Source organism: Waddliaceae bacterium (genome assembly GCA_018694295.1).
Taxonomy (GTDB): Bacteria; Chlamydiota; Chlamydiia; order Chlamydiales; family JABHNK01; genus JABHNK01.
Map to the genome: position 1 here is coordinate 1 of JABHNK010000011.1, position 23492 is coordinate 23492.

General features: G+C 46.0%; 17 protein-coding genes. 5 read left to right on the forward strand and 12 right to left on the reverse strand.

Features of this window, described 5'->3' with window-relative positions:
• Nucleotides 1-199 precede the first annotated feature (199 nt).
• Genes mfd through alaS form a run of 3 tightly spaced genes read right to left on the reverse strand, consistent with a single transcriptional unit; the run spans nt 200 to nt 7501 of the window.
• The gene (gene mfd / locus HN980_01415) at nt 200-3466 is read right to left on the reverse strand and encodes a transcription-repair coupling factor (GenBank protein MBT6928144.1); all 3267 of its coding nucleotides are present in this window, start codon (nt 3464-3466) and stop codon (nt 200-202) included.
• 41 nt (nt 3467-3507) lie between these two features.
• Complete coding sequence (locus tag HN980_01420; GenBank protein ID MBT6928145.1) at nt 3508-4866, reverse strand: hypothetical protein; 1359 nt, start codon at nt 4864-4866, stop codon at nt 3508-3510.
• A gap of 10 nt (nt 4867-4876) precedes the next feature.
• The gene (gene alaS / locus HN980_01425) at nt 4877-7501 is read right to left on the reverse strand and encodes an alanine--tRNA ligase (GenBank protein MBT6928146.1); all 2625 of its coding nucleotides are present in this window, start codon (nt 7499-7501) and stop codon (nt 4877-4879) included.
• A gap of 220 nt (nt 7502-7721) precedes the next feature.
• On the opposite strand from alaS, the gene HN980_01430 reads away from it, so the two are divergent.
• Both HN980_01430 and HN980_01435 read left to right on the forward strand, forming a co-directional pair.
• On the forward strand, nt 7722-8330 hold the full coding sequence (locus HN980_01430) for a hypothetical protein (GenBank protein ID MBT6928147.1): 609 nt from the start codon (nt 7722-7724) through the stop codon (nt 8328-8330).
• Between the two features lie 396 nt (nt 8331-8726).
• Nucleotides 8727-9962: an AAA family ATPase gene (locus HN980_01435; protein ID MBT6928148.1), complete on the forward strand. Its 1236-nt coding sequence runs from the start codon at nt 8727-8729 to the stop codon at nt 9960-9962.
• 80 nt (nt 9963-10042) lie between these two features.
• Here HN980_01435 and HN980_01440 read toward each other — a convergent pair whose 3' ends face one another.
• Genes HN980_01440 through HN980_01455 form a run of 4 tightly spaced genes read right to left on the reverse strand, consistent with a single transcriptional unit; the run spans nt 10043 to nt 13962 of the window.
• Nucleotides 10043-11767: a 2Fe-2S iron-sulfur cluster binding domain-containing protein gene (locus HN980_01440; protein ID MBT6928149.1), complete on the reverse strand. Its 1725-nt coding sequence runs from the start codon at nt 11765-11767 to the stop codon at nt 10043-10045.
• 2 nt (nt 11768-11769) lie between these two features.
• Nucleotides 11770-12999 (reverse strand): NADH-quinone oxidoreductase subunit NuoF, encoded by a 1230-nt coding sequence (gene nuoF, locus HN980_01445; protein MBT6928150.1) that lies wholly within the window; start codon nt 12997-12999, stop codon nt 11770-11772.
• Nucleotides 13000-13002: 3 nt separating this feature from the next.
• Entirely contained in the window at nt 13003-13464 is a 462-nt protein-coding gene (locus HN980_01450; protein MBT6928151.1) for an NAD(P)H-dependent oxidoreductase subunit E, read from the reverse strand.
• A gap of 12 nt (nt 13465-13476) precedes the next feature.
• Nucleotides 13477-13962, reverse strand: coding sequence for a histidine phosphatase family protein (locus HN980_01455; GenBank protein MBT6928152.1), 486 nt, complete (start codon nt 13960-13962; stop codon nt 13477-13479).
• A gap of 141 nt (nt 13963-14103) precedes the next feature.
• Between HN980_01455 and HN980_01460 the strand changes: the two genes are divergently transcribed.
• Nucleotides 14104-16128, forward strand: a complete 2025-nt coding sequence (locus HN980_01460; protein MBT6928153.1) for a transketolase — start codon at nt 14104-14106, stop codon at nt 16126-16128.
• Between the two features lie 124 nt (nt 16129-16252).
• Entirely contained in the window at nt 16253-18793 is a 2541-nt protein-coding gene (locus HN980_01465) for an ATP-dependent Clp protease ATP-binding subunit (protein ID MBT6928154.1), read from the forward strand.
• Between the two features lie 38 nt (nt 18794-18831).
• On the opposite strand, the gene HN980_01470 is transcribed toward HN980_01465, so the two are convergent.
• The 5 genes from HN980_01470 to HN980_01490 all read right to left on the reverse strand — a co-directional run bounded on the left by HN980_01470 (nt 18832) and on the right by HN980_01490 (nt 22510).
• Entirely contained in the window at nt 18832-19530 is a 699-nt protein-coding gene (locus HN980_01470; protein ID MBT6928155.1) for a PTS transporter subunit EIIA, read from the reverse strand.
• A gap of 2 nt (nt 19531-19532) precedes the next feature.
• Entirely contained in the window at nt 19533-19985 is a 453-nt protein-coding gene (locus HN980_01475) for a PTS sugar transporter subunit IIA (GenBank protein ID MBT6928156.1), read from the reverse strand.
• A gap of 401 nt (nt 19986-20386) precedes the next feature.
• Nucleotides 20387-20830 carry a dUTP diphosphatase gene (gene dut / locus HN980_01480; GenBank protein MBT6928157.1) on the reverse strand — a complete coding sequence of 148 codons (444 nt, stop codon included), beginning with the start codon at nt 20828-20830 and terminating at the stop codon, nt 20387-20389.
• Nucleotides 20830-21753 carry an acetyl-CoA carboxylase carboxyltransferase subunit beta gene (locus HN980_01485; protein ID MBT6928158.1) on the reverse strand — a complete coding sequence of 308 codons (924 nt, stop codon included), beginning with the start codon at nt 21751-21753 and terminating at the stop codon, nt 20830-20832. Before HN980_01485 ends, dut begins: the two co-directional genes overlap by 1 nt.
• 106 nt (nt 21754-21859) lie before the next feature.
• On the reverse strand, nt 21860-22510 hold the full coding sequence (locus HN980_01490) for a hypothetical protein (protein ID MBT6928159.1): 651 nt from the start codon (nt 22508-22510) through the stop codon (nt 21860-21862).
• A 110-nt stretch (nt 22511-22620) separates the two neighbouring features.
• Between HN980_01490 and rnc the strand changes: the two genes are divergently transcribed.
• Nucleotides 22621-23334, forward strand: a complete 714-nt coding sequence (gene rnc, locus HN980_01495; GenBank protein ID MBT6928160.1) for a ribonuclease III — start codon at nt 22621-22623, stop codon at nt 23332-23334.
• The last annotated feature ends 158 nt before the right edge of the window (nt 23335-23492 follow it).

The following is a 23492-nucleotide window of genomic DNA, read 5'->3' on the forward strand; positions in this document are numbered from 1 at the left end:
AAAAGCGCTTAGCCCGCTAAGGCGGGCTCATTTTCGGCTTACGCCAAAAATACCTGCGCTTTATGACTGGTGCAATTCGCAAGCGAGTCCCGCCATCGGCGATTTTTGCTAATCCGCAAAAATCCTCTCCTCAGCGGGACAAAAAGTTTTCGCCATTCTCCTTTTACCTGCAGTAAGAGATTGCCTTCAGCTATAGATGTCAGAATAGCTCTTTTATTATATCGACGACGATGTTTTCGAAATTTTGAGGGTTGTTTTGCTCTTTGAAGGCGGCGGTTTTCGGTGTCTTGATTTTGCCTTTCTGCTGTGTTGCTTTAAGCGACTGTTTTTGTATGTTAAGTGTTGCGATAGAGTTTTCTGCGGCGGCGATACGGATACGTGTGAGGTGGTATAGCCATTGTGCTGGTATTGGCAATTTCCCGAAACGGTCTTTTATCTCTTCGAAGATGGCGTCTGTCTCTTCCCATGACGTCGCCTCCCCTATCCTGTGATACAGCTCCATACGAAGCCCTGGGTCGTTGATGTATCCGTCGGGTAGTCGTGCGTCGTAGCAACATTCCATCTTAGTCTCTATCAGTATAGCTTTTTTGTCTTTGATACTTGTTATCGTACGTCGCAGCATCTTACAGTATAGGTTGAATCCTATCGCCTCAATATGTCCAGACTGTTCGGTTCCGAGGATGTCGCCGGCACCACGAATTTCAAGGTCGCGCATAGCGATACGCATCCCTCCGCCGTATCCTCCTGTCTCTATAAGGGCTTCGAGGCGTTGCTGTGATAGTTCTGTTGTGTTGTTAGGCACAAGGAAATATGCATATGCCTGTCGGTTCCACCGCCCTACGCGCCCACGAAGTTGGTACAGCGCTGCCAATCCGAACATATCCGACCTGTCAACGATGATAGTATTTGCGTTGGGGACGTCTACGCCATTTTCTACTATAGTCGTTGCTAGAAGGATGTCGGCTTTTCCCTCGCGGAATGTATGGAATGCTGTATTTATCGCGTCGGCATGCATCTGTCCATGTGCCACTATTATCCGCGCCTGTGGAAGAAGCTTTTGTATCCTATCGGCCATATTATATATTGTTTCTACGCGGTTGTGGATAACGAACGCCTGCCCATCGCGTGAAAGCTCTCGCAACAGTGCTGCCTGCATTATATCGTCGAGGCCCTCGCATACAACTGTCTGTATTGGCAGCCTATCGTGTGGCGGGGTATTTACTGTAGACATGTCGCGAGTACCTATCATCGACATATATAGCGTCCGCGGTATCGGCGTCGCCGACATCGCCATGCAGTCGACGCCGACTTTAGCAGAGCGGAGTTTTTCTTTGGTCTTAACGCCGAACCGTTGTTCTTCGTCGATTATTACGAGTCCCAAGTTTTTGAAGGCAACGTCTTTGCTGATAATACGGTGTGTTCCTATGAGGATATCTACTGTGCCTTCGGCGACGCGTTGTATTATCTCACGATTTTCCTTAGCTTTATTGTATCGCGACATAACGGCTACATTTATTGGGAAATTACACATACGTTCTATGAAAGTATCGTAATGTTGCATAGCAAGGACTGTTGTTGGTACGAGGACAGCTACCTGTTTACCACCATCGACGGCTTTGAATGCTGCGCGCATAGCGACTTCCGTCTTGCCATATCCGACATCGCCACAGATGAGCCTATCCATTGCTTTTTCCGACATCATATCGTTTCTTACGTCATTGATAGCGGCTATCTGGTCTTCGGTCTCTACGAAGGGGAAGTCATCTTCGAAGGCTTTGACATCATCGCCATCGTCGGGGAAGACATGCCCGTTTGTCAATGATCGTTTTGAATATATATCTAGGAGCTCTGAGGCATATCCGATTATAGAGTGTTCAGTCTTCTCGCGGATCTTCTTCCATCGCGCGTTTCCGAGGGTGCTTAGTGAAGGTTTTGTCTCGCTAGCACCGATATATTTGCTGACGAGGTACGACTGTGCCATAGGAACATATTGTCGTGCCTTCTCGGCATATTCTATTAGTAGATATTCGGTGTCAACGCCGGCATTGTTACGCATGCGTTCTGTGCCGAGATATCGTCCTATGCCGTCGTTGCGGTGTACTACTATATCGCCTTCATCGAGCTGGTACATCTCTGTCGGCATCGAATGGTATGAGCTACGGATCTTCTGTCTTCGTATTTTATATCGGCGTGTTACTTCGGTATGCGGTATTATTGCGTTTCCGGTGTCGGTAACGACGAACCCTTGCGACAGATATCCACGGATGAAAGAGGGGCTCTCTATTCCGGCGTCATAGAGCTGCTGTATAAATCTTTTCTTGTCGGCGCCGGTATCGGCGACGAATGTCATCGTGGAGGTTTCTGCGGACTTCAGCGTATTAAGAAGCTCTAATCCCGAGAATTCTTCTGTATTGGCATTTTCTGCGAAGTGCTCTCCCAGAGTTTTAAAAGGATGCTTCCATCTTTCTGCTTCGAAATCTGTTCCGAAGGCGCTGAAGCGTATTCCATAGGAATTGTTATTTTCCGAGTATAGGTTTTTTCCTGTGCTGTTGATTGTGCTGACATCGCTGAGATTTTCTATATCGTCATCGGCGAAGAATATCTTCTGCAGGCTTTTTATATCGTTCAAAAAATCTTTGAATCTTCCGAATGTCTTAGAGACCGTCCTTGGCACGCCTTCCATTGCGATATATTTATCTTCTATGGCGGCGATATCGTCGAAAACGACGATAGTGTTTTCGCCGAGATATTCTACGATGGTAGAGAGTGTGTCTTCTTGTTTTATTAGCTCTAGCTCGCGCGCTGGCGTTATTAGACAGCGCTTTATCTTTCCTACCGACTTCTGCGCTACGGGGTCGTATGTTCGTATTGAGACGACTTCGCCATCGAAAAACTCTATGCGGCATGGCTCTGTCGACGTTATTGGGAAGATATCAACGATGCCTCCCCTGACGGCGACCTCACCTTTATCCGAAGCTACAATTTTTCGGGTATATCCTATAGTTTCTAGATCTCCGACGAAGGTATCGAAGACGTATTTATCTCCGACGGATATCGTCATACTCATAAGCTCGAGCATCTCTGGGTGTATGACTTTCTGCAGGAGCGCCTGTATCCCTGTGACGACGATATGGGGGCGTTTTTCTGTGGAGATAGCGTGTAATATCGTATATCGCGAGCCCGCGACGTCGGAGCTTGGGGCTATATTTTCCGAAGGCATAGCCTCCCATGAGGGGAAGTCTTGGACGATGGCGTCGCTGAAAAATTCTATGTCGTCGAGAATCCTGTTTTCTTCTTGTCCTTTTGCGGTGACGACGAGAATGTTTTTGCTTGTAGCTTTTTGCGTGTGCGCGACTATTAATGCTTTTGGAGAGTCCCACAGCTTCTCTGCTACTATGTTCGACGCTCCTGCGGCGATATCGTGTAGTGCATTCAATCTCGGGCTTTTTATTATGTCTTCTCGCATGTTATTCTTAGTGTGTGTTTTTGTTTGTTCGCTATCGGTAATTATTCTGCTATATCATGTAGCGGCGTAGGAAATGAAAAACTCAACATATCCACGATGCGATCATAAAACTCTGTCAGCAGCTGATGTTCTCTGATCATGGTGTCGTCAAATTCTTTGTCTTTATTTCCTTCTTCGCTGTGTGCCTTTTTAAAAGAACTATATTCATTATATATCTTTACGTCGAGTTCTACTACCTCACAGACGAAGTCACACACCATCCCATACAGCAAAACTTTTAGAAATGAAGCTTGTTCTTCCAAAGTAAGTTGTTCTTTTAAATCTTCAAACATGCGAAGAAACGCTTCTTTATTCTCTGTATTCATCTGGTCGACTTTTAATGGTATACGCACTTTTTCAGCAGCTTTCTGCTTACGTTTCCGAAACTCTTTTTGTAGCCATGATATTAACCTTTTTTCTCTATCATAAGCTCTTGCTTCAAGAAAAAGCTCAGCCATCGTTATAGCGAGCCCATAGATGTCTGTGAACCTAACTCCTGTAAAGTTATTGGTTATCTTAGGCCAATAAAAATAATCTTCGAAATCTCCTTCCTCCCTCCATCGTCCAACATACGCCGCAAATTCATGGTCTATAAGTTTTCCTGTGCCTTCGATGGCAACAATATTATACGGTTTAACATCTCCATGGATGATGCCTTTTTGGTGAATTATCCGCAGCGCTGATGCAACATCAGCAACAATTTTAATTCTTTCTCTCAGAGAGAATCCTGGATCAATATCTAAAAAACCCCTTGTTTTATACCTTACCAACGGTATTCCTCTTTGAGCTTGATATTCATAGCGCGTAATTTCATCGTCATCTCTTGTCGTCGTATTATATTCTCCCCAAGGTTCCGGGGCAATGACATTAAGCTCGTGGTGCTTTTCAAGAAGTTGGCGCATCAAAGAAAACCCAGCTTGTATATCTTCGAACTCTTCCCCGTTATACCTTTTGCTGCTAAAACGCATATGCATCGTCTCTGTCAGCGTAATCTCACCTGTTGGCGGGCATATATCATATGTAAGTGACGGCCGTATCCTTACGCTAGATGTCCTTATTACATCTTCTTTCTTTCTTGCTACAACCTGAACCTGTATGTTTCCTGTTTCATCTTTTACAGCTCTATACAAGCTATTCGGCCATCGACGTCTTGATTTATTTATAAACTCCCTCTCATCTCTCCGTATCATCGTGTGAATGCGCTCAATGAATTCATCGACATACCATCTTGGCATCACTGTTTTAAGTCCTGGCCCCATAGTAGTTTGCATCTTTTGTAGCAGGCGCTGGCTAGCGACAGCGTCGAAAGTATCGACTGGCGGCGATGATGGCAATCTTATTATTCTAGAATCTGAAGACATTTTCGATGTGTTACCCTAGAAGCTCTCGAGCTTTTTCTAAGGCTTTGGCGATATTGTCGGGGCGCTTGCCACCGGCCTGTGCGTTATCGGCTTTTCCTCCGCCGCCACCGTCGACGATAGGCGCTATTTTTGCGATGATGTCGTTAGCTTTTATCCCTTTTGCTATAACGTCGTCGGTGACGCGCACTATCAGCTGGCATCTGCCGTCGCTTTTCGCTGCGAGGACTACGACACCAGAAGAAGCTTTTTTTATGACATCATCGGCGAGGGAGCGCAATGCTTTACTGTCGGCATCGACTTCTACGGCGATGAATGTTATGCCGTTGATATCTTCTGCCTTGTCGACGAGTTTCTGTGTGGTGTCACCCATAGAGGCTTTTTTTGTTGCCTTGAGTTCGGTAGACAGGCTTTTATTTTCTTCGACAAGCTTCTCTATACGACCCATAAGCTTATGTGGGTGGACTTTCAGCATGGATGCCATGGTGTTTATCGTGTCGTCGCTATGGCGTGCGAAATGTTCTGCGTCGGCGCCGGTCACTGCTTCGATACGTCGTATCCCTGCGGCGATACTCCCCTCTTTTACTATACGAAAATATCCTATAGTCCCTAGGGCTTTGGTGTGTGTTCCACCGCACAGTTCTTTGGAGAAATCAATATCGACGACGCGTACTGTCTTACCATATTTATCGCCGAAGAACTGTTTTATCCCTTTATCATTCTGTGCTTCTTCGTAAGACTTCTCATACCACTCTACAGTGGCGTCGGAGCGTATCTTTGTATTCACGAGGTCTTCTACGTTGCGAAGTTCTTCGTCGGTCATAGCTTTGTGGTAGCTGAAGTCAAAACGTAATCTATCGGCATCGACGACGGAGCCTGCTTGTTTCGCCTGGTCGCCGAGGACCTGACACAGCGCCCAATGAAGTAGGTGTGTAGCAGTATGGTTATTTTGTATCTTCTGCCGGCGCTCTTCGTGGACGTGGGCTTCTACGGTGTCGCCTACAGATATTTCACCTTTTTTCACTTTTCCTACGTGTGCAACGACGCCTTTGCATTGCTCTTGCGTATCTTTTACTGAGAACGTCATATCTTTGTTTTTTATGTCGCCAGTATCGCCGATCTGCCCACCTTTTTCAGCGTAGAACGTCGTGGTATCGAGGATAACAAGCCCTTCGGAGTCTTTTGAAAGGCTTTTTACATGCTCGCCGTCGACGATGATTGCAGTAACTTTTGCCTTTGTTGTCAAGGCATCGTCACCGACGAAATCGCTGGAGCCATGTTTTTCTATGTGTTCCAAGAAGATATCATCATTGACGACCTGATGGCTTACGGTTTTATGTGCCTGCTTAGAACGTTCACGAGCTTCTTTTTCTAGGATATTGAACCTTTCGATGTCGACATACAGCCCGTTGTCATTGGCGATGAGTAGTATCTCGTCGAGAGGCAGCCCATAGGTATCTTTTAGTTTAAAGGCGTCGTCGCCACCGATCTGTTTTCCGTGTTTCTTTGCATTGGCGATGACGTTGCCAAGGATATTACCACCACGTTTTAGTGTTCTTAGAAAGGCTTCTTCTTCTTGTGTAAGGATTTCTACGATACGTGTCTGTGCAGAAACTATCTCTTGGTAGTCGTCACCCATCGTCTCTATAAGGCGTGGAAGGATTTTTGCGAGGAAGGGTTTATCCATCCCGAGCATACGTCCATAGCGTACAGCGCGACGGAGGATTTTCCTTAGGACATATCCCCTTTCGACATTGCTTGGCTGTGCACCATCGGCGATAGCGAAAGAAAGTGTACGAAGGTGGTCGGCGATGACGTGGAATGCTGGAGCGAGCTTCTCGTCGGTAGAGTCGTATTTAATCCCTGTGACGTCTTCTATCTTTTCTATGATACTCCTTAAGATATCGGTATGGTATACGTTATCGACGTCCATGATAAGGGCGACGATACGTTCTAGTCCGGCGCCGGTGTCTACTGAAGGCTTTGGCAGCGGGGTCATACTGCCCGATTCTTCACGGTTGTACTGCATAAAGACGAGATTCCAGAATTCTAGGAATCTCTCGCCGTCTGTGTCATCGGTAGGGTTTTTTGCTGTGCCGTATTTCTCTCCTCTGTCGTACAGAAGCTCGGAACATGGGCCACAAGGGCCAGTGTCGCCCATAGCCCAGAAGTTTTCCTTCTCGCCGAAGCGTGTTATACGCTCGGCAGGAACGTATTCCTTCCACAGCTCGAAAGCTTCATCGTCGTCGGTGAAGACGGTTGGCCATATACGTTCTGGGTCGAAGCCAAAGACTTCTGTCGACACTTCCCACGCGAACTGTATAGCTTCTTTCTTAAAATAGTCTCCGAAGGAGAAGTTCCCTAGCATCTCGAAAAAGGTAAGGTGTCGTTTTGTGTGTCCGACATTTTCGAGGTCATTGTGCTTGCCGCCGACGCGTATGCTTTTCTGCGAGCTCGTCGCACGAACATAGTCGCGCTGGCTTTTTCCAAGGAATGCGTCTTTGAACTGGTTCATTCCGGCGTTGACAAACAACAATGTGGGGTCGTCATGCGGGACTACGGACGAAGAAGAAACAACGGTGTGTTCTCTTTCTTTGAAATATTCTAGAAATTTTCGGCGTATGTCTTGTGTTTTCATGTAACGAGCCTCATATTTGTATCAAGTAACGTCAGATACTATACAATAACACCCTATATAAGGTAAATACAAGGATTTCAAAGACTCGGGGAAAGATTAGTTCACAATTCCGTGTCCCTAAACATGTTAGTTATATCAAAAAAAATTTGATGCATTTTTTTAATGAACAAGATATAGATAGTTTAGGTTATTATAGTTAATATTTTACAAGGATATACAAATGAAAATAGTATCACGTATTTTTTTGATGTTTATTGCTGTTGCTATCATGAGCAGCTGTCAAAGTAGGTATTCCGATTACACCATACAAAAAGATGTTTTTGAATCGGAGCAAAAGGGCATCGCTGTAATGAAGATGTATAAGAATACCCTTGTTAAAACAAAAATACCGGTAAATTTCGATATCGTTCGTGTAGACCAAGGATATGATAAATATAAAGCGAAAGAAACAACAGCATATCGTGCAACATACAAGCTATTTTCATTAGAAAACTCATTGGAAGGGCCACAGATGGCAATGATGATCGAACCAGGTATTTACATCATTGAAAACCTGTCTTGGTATGAACGCAATAAAATATACAGTTCTAAAGAACCCGGTATTAGTAATGATGGAAAGATCACGTATGGCGCTTTTGAAGTAAAACCTAATGAAGTTGTTTATATTGGCGATTTTGAGGTCAACAACGTAGGGCTAATATTTATGAAAATAGATATGAAACGCCATCATAAATTTGAAAAAGCAAAAAAACAAATGTCCAAAAAGTATCCGGGATTCGCTGAAAAACTGACTACAACAAAATTTTTGGAACAAGGTGAATCTTGGTAAACGTTGTGAATTGAAGTCAATCATTGAAATTGCCCCAATATTCTGTAGTGTCATAAGTCAGGCTAATGAACTGACCTTACGCGCTACTCTCACTTTATTGGCGTGCTGCAAGGGGCAATCTGCTGCGTATTCCTCCTCTCCCAGCTCTTCAGAGCTTGGCTCGTCGGAGATACTTGCATCTTACCCCTTTCGCTACACCACTAAAGCAAGATTAGCGCGTAACATCAGTAATGAATCTTATCAGCCATTCAAAATTGCGCCCTTTTTTGCTAGCATTCCCTATCCACGCCCAACAACCGGATTGCATTACGTACTTTAGTGACAAAAAAACGTATTGCATTCCAATTATATACATGGTATAATAGTAATATAATACAAACAGGGGGGCGGTATATAATGTTTGACGATTTACGTAAATTAAGCCATCGTTTTCTTTCGATAACCAATAGTTCTTATAGGCGCTATATTATTCGTTCTATTAATTTTGATACAAGGATGTCATTAATTGTTGGTCAGCGTGGCGTTGGCAAGACGACGACGTTAGTTCAGCTTTTACTTGACCGTGTTGAAGGTGATATTTTTGACAATAGAATTCTTTATATTCAATCAGATCATTTCAAAATAGCGACAATGTCGTTATATGAAATCGCTGAAGAGTTTAGCACTCTTGGTGGCAAGTGGATTGCTTTCGATGAAGTTCATAAATATCCAAATTGGTCTAATGAATTAAAAAGCATCTATGATACGTTTCCGGAGCTACAGATTTTTGCTTCAGGAAGTTCTGCTTTAGAATTGTACAAAGGCAGCCATGATCTTTCCCGTAGAGCTATACGACATTATATGAACGGCATGTCTTTTAGGGAATACTTAGAACTTATCTATGACATCGAGCTTCAAACATATTCATTGAATGACCTTTGCCATACCCATGAAAGGATTGCGGCAGAAATCATCGCGAAGTTAAGTAAGCAAGATCAGAAAGTGATACCTTTATTTCAGCAATATCTTAAGAATGGTTACTATCCATTTTTCCATGAATTAAATGATGAGGCTCTCTATAAAACGGTTTTGGAGCAGAATCTCCACACTACTATAGAATCCGATATCGCTGCGATATTTCCAACATTAACGGGGAATAGTATTAAAAAGATCAAGCAATTGCTTATTTTTATTGCCAATGCAGTACCATTCACACCTAACTGGAAAAAGATTATGTCCGCCCTTGAAATTGGCGATGATCGGACATTGAAGTTATATTTCAAGCACCTTGAAGACGCCGGATTAATACGATGTCTTTCTCGAGCCTCGAAAAAATTCAGCGCATTAGAATCTCCGGAAAAGGTTTATCTCGACAATCCCAACCAAATCTTTGCAATTTCATCTTTTGATCGCTTTAAGAAAGGGACTATTCGTGAAACCTTTTTTCTTTCGATGGTCTCTCAACAGCATGGTATTTGCTTACCAAAAAGTGGAGACTTTATTGTCGATGACATGTACACATTTGAGGTTGGAGGCAAGAATAAAACATTTCATCAGATATCATCAACGAAGGATGCATACCTTGCATGTGATGACATAGAACAAGGCGCCGGCGGGAAAATCCCCCTGTGGCTATTTGGATTCCTATATTAATTTTTTCTCTGTGACTACTCTATAATCTTTGTAGCAAAAATCCTGTTTTTCTTCTATGCGCGCTCCCTATACTCTGTCTTTTATACTCGATTTCTTTCGGTGTATGTGGTGTGTAGTAGGTGGTGTGATTTTTCTCCTAGTGGTTTTTCCAGGAAGTCTTCGTATATTTTTGTTACTGATGGGTTGTGATGAGAGCATCGGCATGGAAGATTCTCGTCTTCGTTGTATAGGACATCGGCACGTTTTCCTCTTAGGCACATATCATACCCTATAGGCTGTCCACCGCCACCGACGCACCCTCCTGGGCATGCCATTATCTCTATGAAGTGGTATGGCGACTCCCCTGCGCGTATCTGGTCGAGGAGGACGCGTGCATTACCGAGGCCGTGTGCGACAGCGACTTTAACATCGAGGTCTCCGACTGGTATCGTCGCGTCCTTCACTCCTTCGAGACCTCTTACTGGAATAATATTCACGTCGGCGAGCTCTTCTCCGGTGACAAGCTTGTAAGCGGTACGCAGTGCTGCCTCCATGACGCCACCTGTCGCGCCAAAAATTGTGCCGGCGCCGGTATACTCTCCCATTAGTGGTTCTGCCTCGCTATCTTCTATCGTCGCGAAGTCTATCCCTGCCTCACGTATCATACGCGCCAGCTCTCGTGTCGTAAGGACGTAGTCGACGTCTTTGTATCCGCTGTCGTTCATCTCTGGCCTATCGGCTTCGAATTTCTTCGCAGTACACGGCATAATAGAAACAGAGACGATATCGGCGGGGTTTTTCTTCGTCTGCTCAGGGTAGTATGTTTTCGCTAGTGTTCCAAACATCTGCTGTGGTGACTTACACGAAGACACATGGTCGACGAGGTCTGGGTAGAAGTGTTCCATAAACTTTATCCATCCAGGCGAGCATGATGTTATCAGCGGCAGCGGCTTTTTAATCTTGCCAGCAACGATATCGAGAAGTTCAGAGCCCTCTTCGATGATAGTAAGGTCGGCACTGAAGTTTGTGTCGAAGACGGCGTCGAAACCGAGCATTTTGAGGGCTGTATGCATCTTTCCGGAGACGAGAGTCCCTTCTGGAAGGCCAAGCTCTTCACCGAGGGCGGCGCGCACTGCTGGAGCTTCTTGAACGACGACATGTTTTTTGTCGTCGTCGAGAGCTTTCCACACCTCGTCGACACAAGTTTGTTCTTTTAGAGCGCCTACAGGGCATGCGTGGATACACTGTCCACACGTCACACATTCTACGTTGCCGAGGCCTTCTTCCATAAAAGTCGCTACCGTCGTTCCTGTCCCGCGCCCTGCGAACCCTATAGCGTTCACTGTCTGCACGTCGGAACATACGCGCATACATCTTCCGCAGAGGATACATTTATTTGGGTCCCTGACAAGCGAAGGGCTTGTTGTGTCGAGCGGCTTCTCTTCTCTAGGGGCGTCGAATCTTATATCTTTTAAGCCGAGGTCGTTGGAAACTTTAAGGAGCTCACATATCTGGTTACGCTCGCAGGTGAAGCAATCAGCTGCGTGGTTTGCCATGAGGAGTTCTACCACCATACGTCGCGATTTTCTTACCCGTGGCGAATGTGTATTTATTACCATTCCTTCCGCTATGTTTCGCGAGCATGCCGCTGCCAGCTTATTCTCCCCTTCTATCTCTACAACACATAACCTACAAGCTCCTACTGCCTCGAATTCTTCGAGGAAGCATAGCGTTGGTATGATGATATGTGCTTCTTTCGCTGCTGCCAATATCGTCGTCCCTTCGGCGACGTCGATCTTTTTTCCGTTTATCGTGATAGATACCATATTTATTGTTTCACTCCCTGATCAAATTCTTCTTTAAAATGCTTCATCGCGCTCGTCGTGACGTTGAGTGCCGCCTGTCCAAGCCCACACCGTGACGTGTCACACATGAAGTCCGCCATCTCTTCTAGCAATGAGAGATCCTCTGGCGTGCCTTTTCCTTCCTTTATTTTTTTTATGATATGGCATGCCTGCCGTGTACCTTCGCGGCATGGCGTACAGAACCCACAAGACTCGTGTGCGAAGAATTCTACGCTATTCTCTACGACGTCGATGATATTGGTTTCATCATTAATAACGATGACTGCCGCCGACCCCAGCATACTACCTGCTGCAGCGACGTTTTTTGGATCGAGTTTCGTATCAATATCGGTGATAAGGGCGCTAGAGATACCGCCAGGGAGGGCGGCTTTGAATGTCCCTTTAACGCCTCCGGCGTAGCTGTCGATGAGGTCGCGGAGGGTTATACCCATAGGAGCTTCGTAGACGCCAGGCTTGTTGACACTACCCGACACGCAGAAGAGTTTAGGTCCTGGAGCATCGGCATCGCCGATATTGGCATACCACTCACCGCCATTCTCTACGATAGACGGTATGTTACAAAGAGTCTCTACATTGTTAATAGCGGTAGGTTTCCCGTCATACCCTGATATTGTAGGGAATGGAGGCTTCTCGCGGGAGTTGCCCCTTTTCCCTTCGAGAGACTCGAAGAGCGACGTCTCTTCGCCACAGACGTATGCGCCAGCACCGCAATATACTTCTATATCGAAGCCATATCCGCTGCCGTTGATATTATCGCCGAGGAGTCCTTCTGCGCGCGCTTCTTCAAGGGCGGCTTTTACGTTCTTTATCTCCTCGAAATATTCCCCTCTTATATATATATATCCTTTCTTTGCGTCTATTGCATACCCCGCTATCGCCATGCCCTCTATAAGGAGGTGCGGGTTATTTTTCAGCAGAACTCTATCTTTAAAAGTTCCGGGCTCTCCTTCGTCGGCGTTGCAGACAAGATACCGTTCGTCTCCAGGAGCCTTCCTGGTAAACTCCCATTTGAGTCCCGTCGGGAATCCTGCGCCTCCTCGTCCTACGAGTTTCGAAGCTTTTATCTCTTCGATAAGGGCTTCTGGATCCATTGACAGAGCTTTTTGTAGGCTTTTATAACCTCCGGCACCGCGAAATACTTCCAGCGCCTTAAGGTTCGGGGTTTCTATGTCCTTCAATAGTATATTTTCCATCGTCTATCTCCTCCCCTTGATAAGCTCTCGAACCTTTTCTGCCGTCATATTCTCGAAGACCTCCTCATTGACAATAACAGCAGGAGCTTTGTCACACAATCCCAGGCATGACACCTCTTCGAATGTAAATTTTCCATCGGCGGTAGTCTCTCCGTCGCCAATTCCCAGCTCTTCGCGTATTGCATCGGCGACATCTTTATGCCCTCCTAATGAGCAGGGAAGCGACCTACATACTCTTATAACATTTTCGCCCTGTTTTTCTGTCGTATACATTCCGTAGAATGTTATGACGCCGTATATATCGATAGGATTCACGGACAGCGCCTTTCTAAGGAAAGTTATCGCCTCTCGTGATATATACCGATCTTTTTTCTGTATGGCATGCAGGCATGGCATCAGCGCCTTACTATTACTTCCTTTCTCTGCTATAATAGCATCGACTTCTTTTTTCCATTCTTGTGTCATGGTGTTTTTCCTTTAAATAAGATCTTCTGGTTTAAAATATGATATGAATGTTGCGTTGCCGAGCGCAATAGCATCGTTAAAGGTTACAATAGCTACGCCGCTTTTTGCTATGCCGTCATTGATGACTTCTTCACCGACGAACTCATTGACAAGGTTCCCTAATGTTGGGGCGTGTCCTACGAAGAATATCGTAGAGCCTTCGTTAGAGTTATGTAATATTGTGAGAAGCTTCTCGGCGTCGAAGGTGTCACAGCTCAAAGCTTCAGTATCTTGAACTTCTACGTCGAAGACATCTGCAACGATACCTGCCGTCTCTTGCGCTCTTACTAACGGCGACGTATATACCATGGTGGGGACGATGTTCTTATCTTTAAGGCCTTCAACGACAGCCCGTTGTACAGACCTCCCTTCTTCAGAAAGAGGGCGTAGGCCATCTTCAGCATATCCTTCACTATCGACGGGTTTCCCGTGTCGCAATACAACTACTGTCGTTGCCATAATATTTCCTCTGTGTAAAGACATACTCTATATACCAAGGAAAAAATTGTAAAACGTTTTTTCTTGCAGATTATATTATGTAGTAGCTAGAGTCTCTTGGTACATACAAGGAATGCTACTAAAGGAGAAGATACTATGTATATGGACACCAATTTCGGTGAGGCTGCCGAGTCTCATCTTGATGCCGACGTTAAATCTATCCTCGGAAAGGTTGCCAACACCATCCGCCATCTTTCTATCGACGCCATCCAGCATGCCAATTCTGGACACCCTGGCCTTCCTTTAGGCTGTGCAGAGCTTGGCGCGTATCTTTATGGCCATGTTCTTCGCCACAACCCCAAGAACCCTCTATGGGCCAACCGCGACCGTTTTATTTTATCTGCTGGTCATGGCAGTGCTTTGTTATATTCGTGTCTTCATCTTTCTGGCTTTGATCTTTCTCTTGAAGACGTCAAGAGCTTCCGTCAGCTACATGCTAAGACTCCTGGGCATCCGGAATATTCTTTATCTCATGGTATCGAGACGACGTCAGGGCCTTTGGGTCAGGGCATCGCCAATGGTGTTGGCCAGGCTTTAGGTTTGAAGGTCCTTGCTGAGAAGTTCAACACCGAAGATCATACTATCTTCGACAGCAAGGTTTTCGTCCTTGCTGGTGACGGATGTTTTATGGAAGGCATCAACCATGAAGCGTGTTCTCTCGCTGGACATCTTTGTCTCGACAATCTTGTTGTTCTTTATGACAGCAACAAGATATGCCTCGACGGCCCTCTTTCAGAGACGTGTTCGGAAGACACCAAGAAGCGCTTCGAAAGCTACGGCTGGGAAGTTTATACTGTCGACGGCTACGACTTCGACGCCATGAATTCTTGTGTTGAAACGATACGCTCTAAACAACAGCGCCCTGCCCTTGTTCTTGTCGATACTATCATCGGCAAAGGCTCTCCTTCTAAAGCTGGCACTCACAAAGTCCATGGTTCCCCTCTTGGTGATGACGAAGTGTCTGCGGTAAAAGAGTCTCTTGGCCTTCCTGCCGAAGACTTCTTCGTCCCTCAGGCTGTGAAGAATTTCTTCGCCGACAAGCTCGACCGCGACGCCAAGAAAGAAGCTGCCTGGAATGAGACCTTCGTGGCGTGGAAAGCTGAAAACCCTGATCTTTTCCATGAATTCGAGTCTATGTCGAAGAAGATTCTTCCCGAAAGCATAGAAAACAAGCTCAAGGCTTTAGAGATGAAAAGTCCTCTCGCTGGGCGTAAGGCATCGCATGCTGTCGTCAATATGCTTACTGAGATGATGCCATATATTTATGGTGGTTCTGCTGATTTGTCGTGTTCTGATATGACGATGTTCGAGAAGTTCGGAGTTATAGCTTCTGGGAATTTCGGTGGCAGGAACATAAAATATGGTGTAAGGGAATTCGCCATGGGGGCGATAGCGACGGGTCTTGCACAGACGACGATGATACTGCCGTTCTGTGGGACGTTCCTTGTCTTCTCCGACTATATGCGTAACGCTATACGCCTTGCTGCTATGCAGAAGCTCCCCGTGATATACCAGTTTACCCACGATTCCGTCTTCCTCGGCGAGGACGGCCCGACGCACCAGCCTGTCGAGCATCTTGCCAGCCTAAGGGCTATGCCTGGTCTTTATGTGATACGCCCTGCCGATAATAATGAGGTGAAGATGTCATGGCTTGCGGCGCTACGCCACGAAGGCCCTACAGCGTTGATACTTTCTCGCCAGTCGCTTCCTCTTCTTGAAGGCACTGGCGTAGGTTATGATGAAGGCGTTGGTCGCGGAGCATATATCGTCGAAAAAGAAGAAGAAGGTCCTATAGATTTCACGTTTTTCGCGACGGGGTCGGAGGTTTCTCTTGCCATAAACATCGCTGCGGAGCTGCGTCGTCAGGATAAAAATGTACGTATCGTCTCTATGCCATGCTGGGAGCTTTTCGAGAAGCAGCCTGCGGAATATAAGGCTTCTGTCGTCGGTGGTGATATCGGTAAGCGTGTAAGCTTCGAAGCCGGCAGCGACATGGGATGGCATCGATATGTTGGCAGTGACGGCATAACGATAAGCGTCGAAGGCTTTGGGACGTCTGCACCGATGCATGACATCGCCGGAGAATACGGCTTCACCGTAGAGTCTATCCTTGATAGAATTTTGTGATAGCGGATAGTTATAGCGTATAGCGTATATATAATTATGTTGTTATCGCATTTGTTTGCAAAAAAATATGCTTTCCTTTTACGATCCGTGATAAACGATAACATTATACAACAAGGACCATCATATGTTTGACAAGTTTACAAACAGAGCGAAGCAAGTCATCAAGCTTGCCAAGAAAGAAGCGCAGCGTTTAAACCACAATTATTTGGGCACCGAACATGTATTGCTTGGGCTTCTTAAGCTTGGGCAGGGCGTTGCCGTCAATGTTTTGAGGAATATGAGCCTAGACTTTGAGACGGTACGTGGAGAAGTCGAGCGTCTTGTTGGGTATGGTCCAGAGATACAAGTTTATGGCGACCCTGCTCTTACTGGCAAGGTTAAGAAGGTCTTCGAGTTCGCCCAGGAAGAGGCTACGAGCCTCAACCACAACTATGTCGGCACCGAGCACCTTCTTCTTGGTTTGTTGCAGCAAGCCGATGGTGTCGCTGCTCAAGTTCTTGGGAACCTTGATGTCAACCTTCAAGACATCAAGAAAGAGGTCATCAAAGAGTTGGAGTCTTTCAACCTGCAGCTTCCTCCTGTCGGCCAGCAACTTCCTCCTGGAGGCATCCACGGCAAGCTTCACGGCAAGGGTGGCATCCCTGGCGGCATGCCTGGCGGATTCCCTGGCGGTGACAAATCTCCAGCGTTGAAATCATATAGCCACGACCTCACTGAGGCTGCCCGTGAAAACAAGATAGACCCTGTCATTGGCCGCAAGGAAGAGATCGAGCGTCTTATCCTTATCTTATGTCGTCGTCGCAAGAACAACCCTGTAATTATCGGTGAGGCTGGCGTTGGAAAGACTGCTATCGTCGAAGGCCTTGCTCAAGCTATTGTCAATGGCGACGTCCCTGAGAACATCAGGAAGAAGCGTCTTATCATGTTGGACCTTCCTCTAATGATCGCGGGAACGAAGTATCGTGGGCAGTTTGAAGAGCGCATCAAAGCTGTCATGGACGAGATAAAACAAGATGGTAATATCTTGTTATTCATCGACGAGCTACACAATATCGTTGGTGCTGGCGCTGCTGAAGGTGCCATCGACGCTTCTAACATATTAAAGCCTGCGTTATCGCGTGGCGACATACAATGTATTGGTGCTACTACTGTCGACGAATATCGCAAACATATCGAGAAAGACGGAGCTTTAGAGCGTCGTTTTCAGAAGATAACCGTCGCGCCTCCTACGATCAAGGAGACCATAGAGATCCTCGACGGCCTCAAGGTGAAATACGAAGAGCACCACAGATGCACATACACCAACAGCGCTCTCGACAGTGCAGCGATATTGTCCGACAGATATATCACAGGGCGCTATCTTCCCGACAAGGCGATAGACCTTATCGACGAGGCCGGCGCCAAGATGCGCGTTGCTATGATGGACTCTCCACAAGATTTCGGAAAGCTAGAGGCCGACATCGAGAAGACTCGCGTCGCCAAAGACGGTGCTATAGGAAAACAGGAATATGAGAAAGCAGCAAAGCTCCGCGACAAAGAAAAAACCCTTCGCGAAGATCTCGAGAAGATGAGGGTTGAGTGGGAGCATAACAAAGAAGAAAATCAGGTTATCATCGACGAAGACGACGTTGCCGGCGTAGTGGCAAGTCAGACGGGAATACCGCTAACGCGCCTAACAGAGGGCGAGACGCAGAAAGCCTTAAAGATGGAAGAGATCCTCAAAAACGATATCATCGGACAAGACGACGCTCTAAGCACGGTATGTCGTGCTATACGACGCAGCCGTGCCGACATCAAAGACCCACGACGTCCTATAGGGTCTTTTATGTTCTTAGGACCTACGGGCGTAGGAAAGACGCTTTTGGCGCGCCTCATTGCTATTCATATGTTCGGCGGCGAAGATGCCCTTATACAGGTTGACATGTCGGAATATATGGAGAAATTCGCCGTCAGCAGGATGACGGGCTCTCCACCGGGATATGTTGGCCACGAAGAAGGCGGGCAGCTTACCGAGCAGGTACGTCAGCGTCCTTATAGCGTAGTACTTTTCGATGAGCTTGAGAAAGCACACCCCGACGTTATAGATATCCTTCTACAGATCCTCGAAGAGGGCAAGCTCTCAGATTCTTTCGGCAGGAAGATCGACTTCCGCAATACTATCATCATCTTGACGTCTAACGTCGGTGCTGACCTCCTCAAGAAGAGTACCGAGATAGGCTTCGGTGCTAAAGCTTCGGGTCTTGACTATGACGTCATAAAAGACAAAGTAGAAAGCTCTGTTAAGAAGAAGTTCAAGCCGGAGTTCCTAAATCGTCTTGACGACATGGTTATCTTCCAGCCTCTAAACAAAGAGGCGCTGAAAAACGTCCTCGACATAGAGGTCAGGAAGCTACAAGAGCGCCTGACTAAGAGGGACATTACCATCACCATCGACGATGATGCCAAGGATTACCTCGTCAACAAAGGCTTCGAGCCAGAACTTGGGGCGCGTCCGATACGCCGTACTATAGAGAGGTATCTCGAAGACCCATTAGCCGACAAGCTTCTCTTCGAAAAGGGAGAAGGCAAGTCATCGCGCATCGTCCTAAAAAATGATGAGATTGTTTTCGTTAGCGACGACGCAAAGAAGCCTTCTAAGAAGAAGCCTGTGACCAGTGACCAGTGATCAGCTATAGTGACTTTACTATTCGCTATAACAAATGATTATTGGATATTTTTTTCTAGTTCGCGGATATATGCTAGTAGTTCTTTTTTATTAGGTCGCGACATCATAAGTTCTTGTGCTTTTTCGTCGCTGCTCATATGTGCAAGTTTAGCAAGGAGGTGCAGGTGTCTTCTATCTTCGCATGCGAAGAGGAAGAACATCGTATGTACTGGCTTGCCGTCGAGAGCGCCGTAATCTATAGGCTTTTGTGGTGTAACGACAGCGACGGCATCGTGGTGTCCGCCTAGGATAAAGTCTCTTGTATGAGGTACGGCGATGCCATTATTTAATGCTGTGGGCATAAGGCGTTCTCTGTCGAGGAGCAGGTCTGTAAGGACTTCTGCATCGAGGTCGAGATTTTTGGCGAGCAATTGCATGGTAGCGTGGATGACTTCTTCTTTGGTGTCGCCTGGAACGTCATGAAACACCCCTCCTTTGTTTATAGCGCGGTATAGGCTATATTGCATCATCCCTCCAGCAGAAGGCATTTCTTCGACGTCGTCATTTTTCGCGAACGGCAATGCTTTAGTTTCGACGCCCATTCTCTGGCTCATCACCCAATTTTCTATCTCTGCTCTGCTGAAGCGATACTGTTTATTTAGTCTATATGCTGGGATCTTTCCTTCTGCGAGCCAGCGTCGTATCGTCGTTTCTGATACGCTTAGCATCTCTGTGACATCTTTTATTTTTAGGTCCATAACTATTCCTCCTGAGCAGCAAACAAGTTTATTATATCTTCAGGCGATTCTTCCATCATAGCCTTGCGGATTTTTTTATCTTTTACTGCGAATGTTATTTTCGAGAGTATCTGCAGGTAGTCCGCCTGTTTATCGTCGGGGCCTCCTACCATAAACACTATTGTAACATCTTTACCGTCGAGGGCATGCCAGTCGACGCCTTCTTTTATTATCCCTATTGCTATAAAGAAGCTACCATATTCCTGAAGCTTTGCGTGTGGTATTGCTATTCCTCTGCCAACGGCGGTAGAGACACTATCTTCTCTGACATGTATTGCATCGGAGAAGGCTTTCTTATCTTCTAGCTTCCCTGCGGCGTCGAGGGTATCGACAAGAGCATCGATAGTTTCTTTTCTCGTAGCGACGTCGAGAACAACGATTAGGTCTTTTGTGATATAATCAGAAATTTTTACCATATTTTTACCCATGATTACGCTCTATATTTCCTTTAGCGCCATAGAGTTGGGCAAGATGGCTCAGTGAACGACAAGCGAATAGTTATAACTATTCACGAGGAGTAAAATGAGTCAGGCTGCCTGACACTATGGATACTATAGGAAACAGGACATTTCTTTCTTTCTAAAAAGCTCTGGCGAAAAATATAAACATGTGAAGATAGATATCTTAAGCCCTTGCTATTTCTTATTGTTTTTATTTGCCCATTTGCTATTATTTGGCTTCACCATATGTCTTTTTGCAACAGCACATCTGCTTTGATTCTATCCTCGCGAATGTTTTAACATTCGCTCGTCTTTTATCTTCGCACCTGTACCACTGCAAAAAACCTATGTCAAAGTATAGGTCGCAATCATGGGTATTACTCTCCTGTATGTCCGAAGCCTCCAGACCCACGTGTCGACATAGCGAGTTGTTTCTCTGCTACGAACGTTGCGTGTGCTACTGGCGCGAGGACAAGCTGTGCTATTCTCATTTTAGGCATTATAACAAAAGGTTCTTTACCGTGGTTTATTATGATAACGCCTATCTCTCCGCGGTAGTCGGAGTCTATTGTTCCTGGGGTATTTAGGACTGTTATCATATTCTTCAATGCCATACCACTACGAGGGCGCACCTGTATCTCATACCCTTCGGGGATGGCGACTTTTATTCCTGTAGGTATCAGTGCTGAAGCCCCACCATCGACGATTATTGGGTCATTGAGATATGCGCGGACATCGGCCCCTGAAGCCCCTGACGACTGATATTCCGGGGGTTGCGCTCCTTCTGCGACATCTACGATGACATTGATATATTCCTTCATCAAATATTCTCAGTTTTTTTCGTTAATATCTTATCGCTTTCAAGGATTTCAATGTCGGCAATAGTATGTTCTTCGATCTCGGCGTCGGTAAGCATCGTCAAAAGCATCGAAAGTTTTTCTTTTAGCTCATGTCTTTTTACTATGCAGTCTACCATGCCATGTTTTAGAAGAAATTCGGCTTTCTGTGCTCCTGGGGGTAGCTTCTGCCCTATCGTCTGTTCTATTACTCGCGGCCCAGCGAAACATATCAAGGCCTGTGGCTCCGCGATGATTATGTCGCCTAATGAGGCGAACGAAGCTGTAACGCCTCCTGTCGTGGGGTTTGTCATAACGGAGATATATGGCACCTTAGCCTCGTGGAGCTTTCCAAGGGCAGCAGAGACTTTTGCCATCTGCATAAGGGAAAGTACCGATTCCTGCATCCGCGCGCCTCCCGATGCCGTTACTAGCACGACGGGGATCTCGTTGTCTATAGAATGCTCTATCAGGCGCGTAAGGCGTTCGCCGACGACAGAACCCATAGACCCTGCCATAAAGCTAAAATCCATGACGCCCAATGCTATGCTGTGTCCGTCTAGGGCACACGTCCCTGTGATGACGCCTTCGCTATTTTTCGACTGTGTACGTGCTCGTTTCAGGCGATCGGTGTACGACTGCGAGTCTACGAAATTAAGTGGGTCGATAGGCTGAAGGTCTTCGTGCATTTCTGTGAAAGAGCCTTCGTCGGCGAGGTTTGCGATACGTATACGCGCCGATATTCTATAGTGGTAGTCGCAGCGTGGGCAGCAGTTATTATTCTTTTCAAGTTCGTGGGAGTGTATAAGCTCCTGGCAGTGGGTGCATTTGAGCCATCCACTGAAGCCATCTTGCTTAGTAGTCTGTATCTTTATCTTAGGTTTTTTTTTGCGCGAAAAAAGGCCCATAAATTTCAATTATCAGTTATCGGTTATCAATGATCAATGTCTGTGTATACCCAACACATTCGTATAATGACAAGACATATTTGGCTATTTTTGGTTGCTATTGGTGTTATTGACAGCGATAGCGTAATAATAGCGGGTGATATTCATTACGAAGAGCATCGCCATAGTCGTATCCCAGAGCTCTCAAGGTGTGGCAATTCTCATCATTTTCGTTATATATATATACTGTTGTCTCTTCGCAATATACGATATAGTGGTATATTCCATTACCCGCGGGTTTTTCTGTCATGATAAAATCATCACGGAACAGTACGGCGCTCCCCTTTTCTTTGGGGAAATATTCTGGTGCTTCTTCGGTGGTATCGGGTTTAAGGCACAGCATCGCCCCTGCGATGACGCCTTGTAGTGCCGACAGCTCTGTTAAAGAGGCACCTTCGGCGACGAGCGGTGTTTTTGCCGTGACATTCTGATCATATGCGAGTCGTATAGTTTTTTTGTTGGTAAGCAAAACGACGATTTCGGCGATCTTCTTACTTTTTACAATTTTCTTTATACTTTCGTTGTCACGCCACAGGTCTCTTCCTGCGCAATACGAAGAATTACGATATCGTTCTTCGCCATCACGTCTTTGTTCTAATGTCTCGGCGACGGCAGCCCTGATATCATCGGCTTGTGTTGTGGTAATTATCCCTTCGAATTCGATATACCCTTTATTATAAAAGAAATCTCTCTGTTCTGTAACGATATCGTGTTTCATATTAACCGCTTATTATTTTTAAAACACTTATAGTAAAGACTTTTTAAAAACTTTACAAGGTTTTTCTCTGTTCTTGAGTTTTAACAACGTTATATATTATTATCGTTACCATGAAAGACCTTAAAGACCTCATAACACATTCTTTTGATATAGAGTCGAAAATAGGCTATGCCTTCAAAGACAAGTCATTGTTGGCGCTGGCTTTCGTCCACAAGTCGTATGTCAACGAACACCGCGACATCACATCGGAGCATAACGAACGTCTTGAATTTCTTGGAGATTCTGTTTTAGGGATTCTTATCGTCGACTATTTATATCGGTATCTTCCTTCTACTTCAGAGGGTGATCTGTCGCATCTACGTTCTTGCCTTGTCGATGCTTCTGCTTGTATGCGATACGTCCAGGAGCTCGACGTCGAGGAATACCTTCTTCTTGGCAAAGGCGAGCGTTTCAATAACGGTCGCGGCCGCGATTCTATCCTTTCCGATCTTTTCGAGGCTATCATCGGTGCTATATACCTCGATGGTGGCATCGAGGCTGCCAAGAATTTTCTTTTCAAGAATTTCTCTTCGGAGATCAACGTCATCATGACGAAGCCTATAAGAAATTGGAAGGCTGACCTTCAGGATTATTCACAGAAGAAACACAAGTGTCCTCCCGAGTATAGTATCATCGAGGAGTCGGGTCCTGACCACAGCAAACGTTTCATCATCGCTGTTGCTATCGACGGCGAAGAAGTAGGTCGTGGGTCTGGGCCTTCGAAGAAAGAAGCGCAGCAGTCTGCTGCTGAAGACGCTATCAATTCAGTGATCAGTGACCAGTGACCAGTTATCACTGATAAACTGATGTTACGCGCTACCGATTTTTTCACCACAGAGCCACAGAGCACACAGAGAGCGCCCACTGCGCAGAGCGCGCGCAGCGGACGCACAGCTGTCGCCATTGTCGTTGATTGCACTTCCTTTCTTTGTTTTTCCTATAG